We start from the raw sequence: 12,378 nt of genomic DNA, 5'->3' as shown, positions 1-12,378 counted from the left end.
CGACACTAATTGCCGGCTGTAACCACGCCATGACACGCAACGACAAATCGTCACGGACTGCACAGGCTGTGACGCGGATATCATGTGCCGATGAAATGCCGACTCATCGCCACCGGCGAGCGCGCACCGGCCTGGGTGGCGCAAGGTTTTGCCGAATATCAAAAACGTCTGTCGCACTGGATGCCGCTGGAGCTGGTCGAAATCGAACCCGGGCTGCGCGGCAAGGGCCGCGACGGGCAACGCGCCATCGACGACGAAGGCCGCCGCGTCATCGCCGCGCTCCCCAAGAACGCGCATGTAGTGGCACTGGATGTGCCAGGCCGGCCGCTGAGTTCGGAGCAGCTTGCCCAGCGCATGGAGCACTGGCGCGGGCAGGGGCGCGATCTGGCCTTCCTGATCGGCGGCCCGGAAGGCCATGCCGCCGAGGTACTGAAAAACGCCAATGAAAGTTGGTCGATCGGCCCGCTCACCTTGCCGCACATGCTGGTGCGGCTGATCGTGGCCGAGCAGCTGTACCGCGCTGCGGCGATGCTGGCCAATCATCCGTATCACCGCGCATAGCAAGGCGCGCAGGTCGTGCTGATCCCGCAGCAAGCTGCGGTGGTCGCCGTACGTCACCAGGGACGCAACCGGGTAGCCAACACGACCTGGCGAGCAGTCGCCAGGTGTGTCTGGATGGCGCGGACCGACCACAGTGCGAATGGCGCATGCCGATGCCGAACACCGGCTGCGCCTCCTGATGACGGGGCCGGCGCGTCATGAGCGTTCCAGGTTGCAAGCGGTGCGGTATGTCCAGCGCCTGCTGACGCGATGTGCCGTTACCGGCGATCGATGGCGGATGCGTCTATCGACGGACGCCGCGGCGATGTTGAGTCTGCCTGCCAACCCGAACGTGCTCGTGCGTAGCGACATGGCCGGCAGTATTCGTTCGCGTGGGGGCGGTTGTATCGATGCGGCGGCGGTTGCAGGCCGCCGCATCGGGTCGCCATTCAATTCAACGAAAAGCTCACCGGCACCAGGCCGTAGGCCTGTACCGCCTGGCCGTTCTGCATCGCCGGCTGAAAGCGCCAGCTGCGCAGCACCTGGCTGCGTGCGGCCAGGTCGAGTGCGCGATGCCCGCTGCTGGTCTGCACGCTGACTTCGGCCGGGCGTCCATCGGTACCGACCAGCACGCGCAGCAGCACCGTGCCTTGTTGCCCCGCACGCAATGCAGCCACCGGGTAACTCGGTGCGGGCGAGCTCAGATACTGCAGCTGACCTGCCTCGATCGGCCCACTGGGCGCAGCGATGGTGGGCGCGCTGTCCATCGCGGTGTTGGCTGCCGGTAGGGCAGCCGTTGCGCTATCCAGCACCGGTGTATGGTCGATGAGAGGAGTCGGCACCGGTACCGGGACCGGTACGGTCTTCGGTGGTGTATGCGTCTGCGGCTTGAACTTCACATCGACCGGGACCAAGGGCGGCGGCGGTGCGGTCGGTATCGTGATCGGCATGACCCAGCGCGGCTCGGGTGGCGGTTGCGGAACCGCCCGGTGCGATAGCGGGATCAGCAACAAGCCGCCGGCCAGCAAATGCAGCGCCACGGCCGTGCTGATCGCCAGCACGCGTGAGGTATCGATGCCAAAGGGACGGGAAGAAACCTGCGATTGCGTGCGAACCATCATCCACCTCCAGAACGGAACTGCGGAAAGGACCAGCGCGGCCCGGACGCACTACACCATCCGGTAGCGTAGGTTTACCTCAGCGCGCGCGGCTGCACAAGCGCGGCGCGTGTCTGCGAAGGGCGTTGCGCATCGCGAAGGATGCCGGAGTGATTCCGCGATCATGTCGATATCGATCGCTGGCCGGCTTCAAGGCGCAAACAGACAGGAATACTCGTAAGCAAACGCCCAGCCGGAGCTGGGCGTTTGCGGTAGAAAAGCCCAGCCCGTTGCGGGGCTGGGGAAACGACGCTGACGGGAGAGTGCGTCAGTAGTCGTACGACACCGAGAACATGGCATAGCGCGGCTGAGTGAAGAACCTGCCCATGTTGTAGGTGTTCGACAGGGTGAAGGTGTCGTCTTCCCAGGTCGAATCCACCTGCAGCGGCTTGCGCTCGTTGAAGATGTTGAAGGCCTGCAGGGTCATGGCGAGCTTGTTGCCGGCGAACGCCGGGCGATAGGTCAGGCCCAGGTCGACGATCTTGGTCCACGGCAACCGGCCGGCATCGCCGGGACGCGACGGCTGGCCGTTGCAGGTGTGGTAGGAGGAACCATAGCCCACCGGGTCGCCGGCATCGGAATCTTCGCTGATGCCGTTGATGCTGACATAGCCCAGGCAGGACTTCGGTGTGCCGGACAGCACGCGGATATTGCCTGCAATCAGCCATTCCGGTGCGATCTGGTAGGAGCCGTAGATCTTGATCTGATGGCGACGATCGTTGGCCAGGTAGCCACCTGCGTACCACATCAGCGCAGCGGCATCCCAGTCCTGGGTCTTGGAGACATCGGTCTGGCCGATATCGGATTTAACCTGGCCCTCGGTATTGCCGAAGTTGCGCGACCAGGTGTAATCGATGCGGCCTTCCCATTTGCCGTCGAATGGATGCTGCAGGAACAGGTCCACTGCCAGATAGGTGCGCTTGGCCTCCTTGTCGAAGCCCCAGTCCGAGGGCGACATCGACACCGAGGTGCGGCCGGAGCCGTTGAGGTTGGCCAGACTGAAGGAGTTGGTTTCGCCGGGGTTGAAGATGATGCAGCCGGGCACGTTGACGGTGCTCGGGTCGATACCCGATGCAGTCAGTTTGGTGCGCATCCGGTCGGCATCGCAGACGTCGTCGATGGTGGCGCCGAGCGTGCGGTAGGTCGCCTTGGCACCGGTGACCCAACTCTCGCCCAGGGTCTTGTCGAAGCCGAGCATGAACTCGTCCTGGTACATCGACTTCAGGTCGGTGGCGGCGATGCCGGCGGCATCCGGTGCCTGACCGCATTCCAGATTGGAGGAGACGATGTTGCCCGAGCAGGAGAATCCGGCGGATGGATCGACCGCGACCGGCGTCAGCCCGGTCGGGCTGCCCTGCGCATCGATGCCGGTGTAGGTGAAGTATTCGCGCGTAAACGTGGACGGCGATGCGCCACGGATGGCCACGCTGTTAGGCAACGCCAGGTAGTAGCGACCGGCATTGCCGTAGACCTTGAGCGAGGAGTCGCCGAACACGTCCCAGCTCAGCCCCAGGCGCGGTGCCCACTGATCGCCACTGGTTACGTAAGGCGCACCCGCGTCGTTGAAGTTGGTGAACTTGTCGTTGCGGATACCCAGCGTCAGCAGCAGCTTGTCGTTGACCTGCCATTTGTCTTCGAGGAAGTAGGCCTTTTGCTCGACCGACATACTGGTCGCGGTATTGAACACGGAGCGATAGGCGTAGTAGCCATTGCCACCGGCCGGCCCCACGCCCAGCGCAGCGCTGATGGGCGAGGTGGGGCGCGACGAGCGCCCATAGATCCAGCGGAAGCCCGGGCCGGTGGTGATGACACCTTCGTTGTTGGCATTGAAATACATGTTGTCCACACCTGCAGTGAGGGTGTGGCTGCCCAACACATATTCCAGGTCGATGCGCAGACCGCGCGTCTTGTTTTCGCCATCGCGCGCCTGGCTGGAGGTCTGGTTGTTGCGGATCTCGCTGCCACCGGTGATGGCCGGGTCCTGCAGATTGGTGTTGGTCAGCAGCGGTGCGGTGCTGGGGTTGTTGCGGAAATCGGTCTGACGGCTCTTGCCGTAGGTGGCGCTCAAGGTGAGATCGTCGGTGATGTAGCTGGTGTACTTGCCGATGTAATAGCGGTCGTTGACCTTGACCGTATCGGCGAATGCGCCGTTGGCGTCGCCGTCGACGCCGGAGTAGCCGGTGAAGTCGGTGTAATTGCCGGCCTCGCGGTAGTTGTTCTTGACGCCCGTCAGTTCGAGGATGTTGCTGTCGTTTATGTTCCAGTCGATCTTGGCGTAGATCTTGGGCTCATCAATGCGGTAGTTGTTGCGGCCGATGACCGGGTCGTCCCGACGCGCCGTGGAAACGCCTTCGCTGCGTTCCTGTTCTGCAGCCACAAACACGAACAGGCGGTCCTCGATCAGCGGGCCGCCGGCATAGGCGCTGTAGACCGTGTTCCAGAACCGGTCGTCCTTGCGGCTGCGGTACAGGGTGCCGGGCAGGGTGGGGTCGCTATATTCGTACCCGTCCGGCGGCGCAGTGTCGGGATACAGCACGTTCTTGTCCGTGCTGGAGAGCGACTTCGGGCGCCACAGGGTCTGCGCGCCGAAATGCCATTCGTTGGTGCCGCGCTTGCCGACCTGGCTGAGTACGCCGCCGGCCGAACGCCCGTAACGGGCGCTGTAGCCGCCGGTATAGGTTTCCTGCTGGTCGATCGCGCCGAACGGCAAGGTGACGCCACCGATGTTGGAAAGCGGATTGGAGCTGAGATAGCCGTTGAGGTAATAGGCGTTTTCGGTCACACCAGCGCCGCCGAAGGAAATCGCATTGCCGAAATAGCCGCTGCCCTGCACGGCTCCTGGCGACAGCAGTGCAATGGCTTCGCCAGAGCGCGCCAGCGGCAAACGCTGCAACTGCTCGGCGGTAATCACGGTGCGCGAGGCGGTGGCGGACACATCCACCGGCGAGATGTTCTTGCCGGTCACGGTGATCGTGCCCAGGGTGGCGGTGTCGCCAGCGGCCGCGCCGCCGAAGGACACATCGGTGCCTGCGCCGACGCGCAGGGCGATGTTCTTGCGTGTCTCTACGGATTGTCCGTCGCGTTGCAAGGTGACCGTGTAAGTGCCGACGGGAAGATTGCCGATCGCGTAGCGCCCGTTGGCATCGACGATCGCGGTCCGGGCAAAGCCGGTATCGCTTTGTGCCGTGACCGTTGCACCGGCGGCAGCGGGTGCGCTGCCGTAAATCCCCGCAGTGGTGCTTTGTGCGGCGGCAGTGCCTGAGGCCAGCACGCCGACGGCGCCGCTCAGCGCGAGCGCAAGCACGCTGATGCGGGCATAGCGTGCCCGCGACGCTGGATGGAAGGTGCGCTTTGAAGCAACGTTGCCGGACATCATCTCTCTCCAGAGGAGCGCCATCACGAATATGACGGTGCGCTGACAACCGATGCTAGAGCGCTGTAGAGGCTGCTTAAAGAACGTTTTCTCTAAATTTCATGTTTTTTTAAGCACAAATGCACATATCCGCGTATTCATGTTCAAGTGATGTGACTTTGGACACTTGCCAGCCGGCGGTCTTTAAGGTTTTAAAAGAAACTTAATGGTTCGCATGAAGACGACAAAGCAGCACGTCTTCCGATGGGACTGCGAAAACGACACTGCCCTCCGAGGAGGGCAGTGAGCGACAAGCTGCGGAATGGGATTGCTTCTTCAGCGACCCAGTTCGAACGTCACATCCAGCGTGATCGACAGCGTGCTCTCGCCGGGCGCCACCTGGGTGTCCATCTCGGCTTTGGCCGAGCGCATCGAGGCGGCCATCATCATCGGGCGTATCACGCCGCCACCGCTGCGGCCTTCGGAGATGCTGACGATGCGGCGCACCTTCAGGCCCAGCGACTTGGCATAGGTGTCGGCGCGGGTCTGGGCTTTCTTCAGTGCGGCCACGCGGGCCTCGTCGTAGGCCGGCTCGGGCTGGTCGACCGAGAAGCTGGGCCCGTTGATGTCGTTGGCGCCTTGCGCGACCAGGGTGTCGAGCACCTTGCCGAGCTTGGAGATATCGCGCACCTTCAGGCTGACCGTGTTGCTGGCTTGGTAGCCGTTGATCCTGGGCGCCTCGTTTTCTTTATAGGTGTACTGCGGGCTCAGATTGATGCCGCTGGTCTGCACGTCCTTGTCGGCGATGCCGGCGGCCTTTACCGCCGTCATGACCTTGCTCATCTGTTCGGCGTTCTGGCGCATCGCGGAGTTGCTGTCGGCAGCCTGGGTGACCACGCTTGCGGACAACGTGGCGATATCCGGCACGCGCTTGGCTTCGGCTTCGGCCGAGATGTTGAGCAGGGTGCCATCGCTGGGGATGGTGTAGTTGGACGCGGATTGGGCGTGTGCGGTCATGGCGGTTCCGGCAGCGATGGACAGGGCCAGCAACAACGGCTTGAAGGTGGTACGCATGGGATCTCCTTGTCTGTGCTGCGAGCGTGTTGGGAGGTGGATGAATATGTTGTGAGTCGAACGCTGCCGCGCAACCGCCGCGCGGGGTGCGAAGTCAGCGGGCGAGCACGGCCAACAGGTATGCTGGGCGGATGCTCTATCTCGCCTCCCGTTCGCCACGCCGACAAGAACTGCTGCAACGCCTGGATGTGCCATTCCAGACCCTGGAACTGGATGTGCCCGAGCTGCGCGCGCCCGCTGAGTCGCCCGAACAATACGTGCGGCGCGTTGCGCTGGACAAGGCGCATGCCGGCCTTGCGCAGGTGCAGGCGCGCGACCCCGATGCGATCGTGCTGGGCTCCGATACCGAAGTGGTGCTGGGTGAGCGCGTGTTCGGCAAGCCGGTCGATGTCGACGACGCGATCGCGATGCTGCGCGTGTTGTCCGGGCGCACCCACCAGGTACTCACGGCGGTGGTTCTAGTCTGCGCACAGCGCGCCCCTGCGCAGGTATTGGTGGTGTCGGAGGTGACTTTCGACACGCTCGATGAGGCGCAGATCGCCGCGTATGCGGCCTGTGGCGAGCCCATGGGCAAGGCCGGCGCCTATGCGATCCAGGGGCGCGCAGAACGTTTTATCAGCCATTTGTCCGGCAGCTATTCCGGCGTGATGGGATTGCCGCTGCACCACACCTCGCAGTTGCTCACAGCCTTCGGAGCGCATTGATGTCGGAAGAGATCTTGGTCAACGTCACCCCGCGCGAAACCCGCGTGGCGGTGATCGAGAACGGCATGCTGCAGGAGCTGCATATCGAGCGCGGTTGGCGCCGGGGCGTGGTCGGCAACATCTACAAGGGCAAGGTGCAGCGGGTGATGCCCGGCATGCAGGCGGCATTCGTCGAGGTCGGGCTGGAGCGTGCGGCGTTCCTGCACGCCAACGACGTGGTGCGCCCGGCACCGGCACCGGCCAGCGTGGTCGATACCGAAGAAACCCCGATCCCGCCGCCGCCGGCCGCAGCGGTGCCGATCGTGGAGCTGCTGCGCGACGGGCAGGACATCGTGGTGCAGGTGGTCAAGGACCCGATCGGCACCAAGGGCGCGCGGCTCACGACCCAGATCAGCATTCCCTCGCGCTACCTGGTGCTGCTGCCGCAGTCCAAGATCGTCGGGGTGTCGGCACGGATCGAGGACGAGGCCGAGCGGCTGCGCCTGAAGACCATCGTCAGCGAGGTGTCGGCCCAGCACGGCGGCTTCGGCTACATCATCCGCACCAATGCCGAGGGCCAGCCAGCCGAGGCGCTGGCCGAGGACATCGCGTATCTGTCGCGGGTGTGGACGGTGGTCGAGCGGCGCGGGCGCGAAGCGCCGCCGTGCAGCATCATCTATGAGGACCTGAGCCTGCCGTTGCGGGCGGTGCGCGACCTGATCCGCAAGGACGTGGAAAAGGTCAAGGTCGACTCCAACGAAACCTTCGTGCAGCTGCAGGCCTTCGTGGCCAAGTACATGCCGGTGCTGGCCGAGCGGCTGGAGCTGTACACCGGCGACCGGCCGATCTTCGACCTGTACGGGGTCGAGGACGAGATCGGCCGCGCCTTGAACAAGCAGGTGCCACTCAAGTCCGGCGGCTATCTGGTGATCGACCAGACCGAAGCGATGACCACCATCGACGTCAACACCGGTTCGTTCGTCGGCCAGCGCAATCTCGAAGAAACCGTGTTCCGCACCAATCTGGAGGCGGCGCAGGCGGTGGCGCGGCAGCTGCGGCTGCGCAACCTGGGCGGGATCATCATCATCGACTTCATCGATATGGACGATCCCGAGCACCGCCGCCAGGTGCTGCGCACCCTGGAAAAGGCGCTGGCACGCGACCACGCCAAGACCACGGTGTACGAGTTCTCGCCGCTGGGCCTGGTGGAAATGACCCGCAAGCGCACCGTCGAGAGCCTGGAGCGGCAGCTGTCGGAAACCTGCGGCCAGTGCGGCGGGCGCGGCACCATCAAGACCGCAGAAACGGTGACCTACGAAATCTTCCGCGAGATCACCCGTGCAGTGCGCCAGTTCGATGCCGCACGGCTGCTGGTGATCGCCTCGTCCAAGGTGGTCGCACGCATCACCGACGAAGAATCCGCAGCGGTGGCCGAGCTGGAAGAATTCCTGGGCAAGAGCATCCGTTTCCAGTCCGACGATCAGTATCTGCAGGAGCAGTTCGACGTGGTGCTGCTGTGAGGCCGGGAGTAGGGAGTCGGGATTCGGGATTGGTCAAAGCCGGCTCTGTTAGCGTGGCTTGGTCCGATAATGGCGCTTGAAGGCTGTGTGCGCGGCCTTGCTTTGACCAATCCCCACTCTCCAATGCCCAATCTCCGCTCCTGATGCCCACCCCGCTGCGCCGCCGTCTGCGCCTGTTCCGCCGCTATGCGATCACTGCCTGCGCGCTTGCGGTGGTGGCGGTCGCGTTGCTGGTGGGCGCGGCGAGCCAGGCATTGCCGTTGGCCGAGGAGCACCCGCAGCAGATCGCCGACTGGTTGAGTCAGCGCGCCGGGCAGCCGATCGCCTTCGATCGTCTGGACACCGAGTGGACCCGGCGTGGCCCGCTGCTGCGGCTGGACGGTTTGCGGATCGGCCCGCATGGCGAGGTGCGTGTGGGCCAGGCGGAGGTACTGCTGGCGATGTACGCCGGCTTGTTGCCCGGGCATTCGTTGACCGAGGTGCGCCTGCGCGGGTTGGCGCTGACCCTGCAACGCAGCGACGACGGCGTGTGGTCTGTCCAGGGCCTGCCGAGCGGGAAGCGTTCCGACCCGCTGGAGGCATTGCGTCGGCTTGGCGAGATCCAGCTGGCCGAGGCGCGGCTGAAGGTGAACGCGCCATCGATCGGCCTGGACACCGCCTTGCCGCGGATCGACCTGCGTCTGCGCGTGAGCGGTTCGACGGTCAAGGTAGGCAGCCGTAGCTGGATCGATCTCAAGCGTGCCCCGCTGACCGCAGTCCTGGAATTCGACCGCGACAGCGGCGACGGCAGTGCCTATGCGCAGGCCGATCCTGCCGATCTGGCCGCATGGGCGTCGCTGCTGCAGGTGGGCGGCATGCGCGTGGACGGTGGCGGTGGGCGCCTGCAGGCCTGGGCGCAGCTGCGTGCCCGCCGTATCACTGGGGTCACCGTCGATGCCGATCTCACCCAGATTGCGCTGTCCGGCGCGCCGTTGCCGGACGAAACCGCACGCCGCACGCTGCGCTGGGAGCGCCTGCAGGCACGTGCGCGCTGGCACACCATCGACGGCGGCTGGCGGCTGGATGCACCGGTGCTGCGGCTGGGCCAGGCGGCCGCGCTGCAGCATCTGGACGGGCTGAGCATCGCCGGCGGGCGGCACTATGCGGTGGTTGCCAGGCAGGGCGAAGTCTCCGGCCTGATTGCCGCCGCCGCATTGAGCGATCAACTGTCGCCTGCGCTGCGCCGCTGGTTGACCCTGTCCAAACCGCAGCTGCGTGTGGCCGATCTTCAGATCGCCGGCGAGCAGGGTGGCGCCGTGCGTGCGCAAGGGCAGATCGAAGAACTCGGTTTCTTGCCGGTGGGCAATTCGCCCGGAATCAGCGGTTTGCGCGGCCGCATCGACGGCGACGCACAGGGCGGCGAGCTGGAAACCGCGCCGGGCGCCACGGTGCGCTTCGACTGGCCCACCGGCTTTGGCGTGGTGCATGAGATTCAACTGGCCGGCAAGATCGTCGGCTGGCGCGAAGGTGCGGGCTGGCAGGTCGCCACCCCGGCCCTGCGCGTGCAGGCCAGGGACTATGGCGCCAACGTGCGCGGCGGGCTGTGGTTCCAGAACGACGGCACTCGCCCGCGCATGCAACTGGCCGCGCAACTGGATGATGTGGCGTTGCCGGTGGCGCGCAAGTTCTGGATCCGCTCCAAGATGAGCAAGGCGGCCATCGACTGGCTGGACATGGCCGTGGCCGGCGGCGTGATCACCGGTGGCACCGGCCTGGTCAGCGGCGATCTGGACCAGTGGCCGTTCGACGACAACGACGGGCGCTTCGAGGCGTTCGGGCAGATCCGCGAGGGCACGATTCGCTTCAGTCCGGACTGGCCGGCGATGGACCAGGTGCAGGCCGATCTGCGCTTCGTCGGCAATGGATTTTCGTTGCAGGGCAGCGGCGATCTGGCCGGCACCCCGATCGCGCAGCTGGACGCCGGCATTCCCAGCTTCAAGACCTCCGAGCTGTATGTGCGCGCTTCCACCCAGGCCGATGCGGCGCAACTGCTGGGCATGTTGCGCAAGAGCCCGCTGGAGCAACGTTATGGCGATACCTTGCGCAACCTCAGCGTGTCCGGCCCGGCGACGGTGCGCTTCGATTTGCTGCGCCCGTTGCGCACCAACGGCGTGGGTGGCCATCTGCAGGGCACGGTGGCGTTGCAGGGCGCCAAGTTGGCCGACGCGCGCTGGAATCTGGCCTTCGACCAGGTCAGCGGGCAAGCCGAGTATCGCGACAGCGGATTTGCGGCCGAGCATCTGAGCGTGCAGCACCAGGGCCGCACCGGCGAGTTGGCGCTGCGTGCCGGTGGCTTTGTGCAGGACCCCAGGCAGGCCTTCGAGGCGCGCTTTGGCGCCACCGTGGATGTCAAGGAATTGTTCGACCGCGCCCCGCAGATGGAGTGGCTGCGCCCCTACGTGCATGGCAGCGCGCCATGGCAGGTGGGCGTGGATGTGCCGCTGCCGACGCCGGGGCAGGCCGATGCGCAGGCGCTGCTGACGCTGCGCTCGGAGCTGGTGGGCACCACGCTGGATCTGCCCGCGCCGCTGGACAAGGCCGCCTCCCAACCGCTGGACACGCAGGTCAAGCTGGCCCTGCCGGTCGGCGATGGCGATATCGATGTGGCCTTCGGCAAGCTGGTGGCGCTCAAGGCCAGCAGCCATGGCGACCAGACCGGCGTGCGCGTGGTGATGGGCACCGACACGGTGACCGAGCGTCCGCCGGCCAACGGACTGGTGGTGACCGGCCGTACCGCCTCGCTGGACGCGATCGACTGGATCAGCCTGGCGCGCGGCAGCAGCGATGCGGACATGCCACCGCTGCCGGGTCAGCCGGCCACGCCCAGGAAGGATGCTGTACCGCTGCAACAGGTGGACGTGCAGGCGGATAGGCTGCTGATGATCGGCGGCGTGTTTCCGCAGACCCGGCTGCGGTTGCGCCCGACCCGCGATGCGGTGGCGGTCACGTTGGACGGTCCCTCGCTGGCCGGCCAACTCACCGTGCCCAACGCCGACGGCGGCATCGTGCAGGGCAAGCTCAGCACCGTGCGCTGGCAGCCGGTGGCCGATGCGCCCGAGCCTGCGGCCCCCGAGCCCGGCGACCCGCTGGCCGGTGCCCTGCCGGAACCGGCACGCCGCGCGGTCGCCGAGTTCGACCCGGTCTCGATCCCGCCGCTGGCGCTGGATATCGACGACCTGCGCGTGGGCAAGATGACCCTGGGTGCGGCGATCCTGCGCAGTAGCCGGCTCACCGACGGCATGCAGGTGGATCAGCTGCAGCTGCGCTCGGACGACCAGAGCATCGGCCTGACCGGCGCCTGGCGCGGCAAGGGCGATGCCGCCAGCACGCGGCTGTCGGCACGTGTGGATAGCCGCAACCTCGGCAACCTGCTGCAGAACCTCACCCTGGGCGGCCAGTTGCGTGGCGGCGAAGGCCAACTGGAACTCAACGCCGGCTGGCAGGGGTCGCCGACCGGCTTTGCGCTCGGCTCGCTGGACGGCAACCTGAAGGTGGATATCCGCAACGGCCAGCTGCTGGAAGTGGATCCGGGTGCCGGCCGCGTGCTGGGCCTGCTCAGCGTGGCGCAGTTGCCGCGCCGGCTGATGTTCGACTTCCGCGATTTCTTCTCCAAGGGCCTGGCCTTCAACACGCTGGACGGGGAGGTGCGCTTCGGCGACGGTTTTGCGCGCACCGACGCCATCCGCATCGCAGGCCCCGCGGCCGAGATCGCCATCCGCGGCCAGACCGATCTGCGCGCGCAGACCTTCGACCAGACCGTGGATGTGAACCCCAAGGCCGGCAACCTGCTGACCGTGGTCGGTGCAGTGGCCGGCGGGCCGGTGGGTGCGGCGGTGGGCGCGGCCGCCAACGCCGTGCTCGGCAAGCCGCTGGGCGCGATCGGCGCCAAGACCTACCACGTCACCGGGCCATGGAAGGACCCGCAGGTGGACGTGGTCGAGCGCGAAGCGCGCGAGCGTGCGCCGAGCAAACCTGTGCCAGCTGGCAAGCCCGCCGCGCCGCCGCGCTGAGGG

The 12,378-nt window shown here is 65.9% G+C and carries 7 protein-coding genes and 1 other RNA gene; 4 read left to right on the top strand and 4 right to left on the bottom strand.

Annotation, left to right across the window (positions count from 1 at the left end; genetic code table 11):
- Nucleotides 1-90: 90 nt before the first annotated feature.
- Entirely contained in the window at nt 91-561 is a 471-nt protein-coding gene (rlmH, locus tag FHY18_RS03685) for a 23S rRNA (pseudouridine(1915)-N(3))-methyltransferase RlmH (RefSeq protein ID WP_055849938.1), read from the top strand.
- A gap of 74 nt (nt 562-635) precedes the next feature.
- Here the strand turns inward: rlmH and FHY18_RS03680 are convergent.
- The 4 genes from FHY18_RS03680 to FHY18_RS03665 all read right to left on the bottom strand — a co-directional run bounded on the left by FHY18_RS03680 (nt 636) and on the right by FHY18_RS03665 (nt 6,123).
- Nucleotides 636-709: non-coding RNA, sX9 sRNA (locus tag FHY18_RS03680), on the bottom strand.
- A gap of 280 nt (nt 710-989) precedes the next feature.
- Nucleotides 990-1,661: an energy transducer TonB gene (locus tag FHY18_RS03675; RefSeq protein ID WP_259151319.1), complete on the bottom strand. Its 672-nt coding sequence runs from the start codon at nt 1,659-1,661 to the stop codon at nt 990-992.
- Nucleotides 1,662-1,965: 304 nt separating this feature from the next.
- Nucleotides 1,966-5,070 carry a TonB-dependent receptor gene (locus FHY18_RS03670; protein WP_259151317.1) on the bottom strand — a complete coding sequence of 1,035 codons (3,105 nt, stop codon included), beginning with the start codon at nt 5,068-5,070 and terminating at the stop codon, nt 1,966-1,968.
- Between the two features lie 315 nt (nt 5,071-5,385).
- Nucleotides 5,386-6,123: an SIMPL domain-containing protein gene (locus tag FHY18_RS03665; protein ID WP_259151316.1), complete on the bottom strand. Its 738-nt coding sequence runs from the start codon at nt 6,121-6,123 to the stop codon at nt 5,386-5,388.
- Between the two features lie 131 nt (nt 6,124-6,254).
- Here FHY18_RS03665 and FHY18_RS03660 point away from each other — a divergent pair, with 131 nt between their 5' ends.
- From FHY18_RS03660 to FHY18_RS03650, 3 genes are all read left to right on the top strand, one after another.
- Nucleotides 6,255-6,827, top strand: a complete 573-nt coding sequence (locus tag FHY18_RS03660; RefSeq protein ID WP_259151314.1) for a Maf-like protein — start codon at nt 6,255-6,257, stop codon at nt 6,825-6,827.
- Complete coding sequence (gene rng / locus FHY18_RS03655) at nt 6,827-8,326, top strand: ribonuclease G (protein WP_046963876.1); 1,500 nt, start codon at nt 6,827-6,829, stop codon at nt 8,324-8,326. The genes FHY18_RS03660 and rng overlap by 1 nt, the downstream gene beginning before the upstream one ends.
- A gap of 143 nt (nt 8,327-8,469) precedes the next feature.
- Nucleotides 8,470-12,375, top strand: a complete 3,906-nt coding sequence (locus tag FHY18_RS03650; protein ID WP_259151309.1) for a YhdP family protein — start codon at nt 8,470-8,472, stop codon at nt 12,373-12,375.
- Nucleotides 12,376-12,378 lie beyond the last annotated feature (3 nt).

It is taken from the genome of Xanthomonas sp. 3793, from assembly GCF_024806835.1.
GTDB lineage: Bacteria > Pseudomonadota > Gammaproteobacteria > Xanthomonadales > Xanthomonadaceae > Xanthomonas > Xanthomonas arboricola_F.
This window is presented reverse-complemented; position numbering and strand designations above follow the sequence as displayed.

Excerpts from the sequence above, each read along its gene's own strand:
- rlmH (WP_055849938.1), top strand. The coding sequence starts at position 91 with ATGAAATGCCGACTCATCGCCACCGGCGAGCGCGCACCGGCCTGGGTG.
- FHY18_RS03675 (WP_259151319.1), bottom strand. The coding sequence starts at position 1,661 with ATGATGGTTCGCACGCAATCGCAGGTTTCTTCCCGTCCCTTTGGCATC.
- FHY18_RS03670 (WP_259151317.1), bottom strand. The coding sequence starts at position 5,070 with ATGTCCGGCAACGTTGCTTCAAAGCGCACCTTCCATCCAGCGTCGCGG.
- FHY18_RS03665 (WP_259151316.1), bottom strand. The coding sequence starts at position 6,123 with ATGCGTACCACCTTCAAGCCGTTGTTGCTGGCCCTGTCCATCGCTGCC.
- FHY18_RS03660 (WP_259151314.1), top strand. The coding sequence starts at position 6,255 with ATGCTCTATCTCGCCTCCCGTTCGCCACGCCGACAAGAACTGCTGCAA.
- rng (WP_046963876.1), top strand. The coding sequence starts at position 6,827 with ATGTCGGAAGAGATCTTGGTCAACGTCACCCCGCGCGAAACCCGCGTG.
- FHY18_RS03650 (WP_259151309.1), top strand. The coding sequence starts at position 8,470 with ATGCCCACCCCGCTGCGCCGCCGTCTGCGCCTGTTCCGCCGCTATGCG.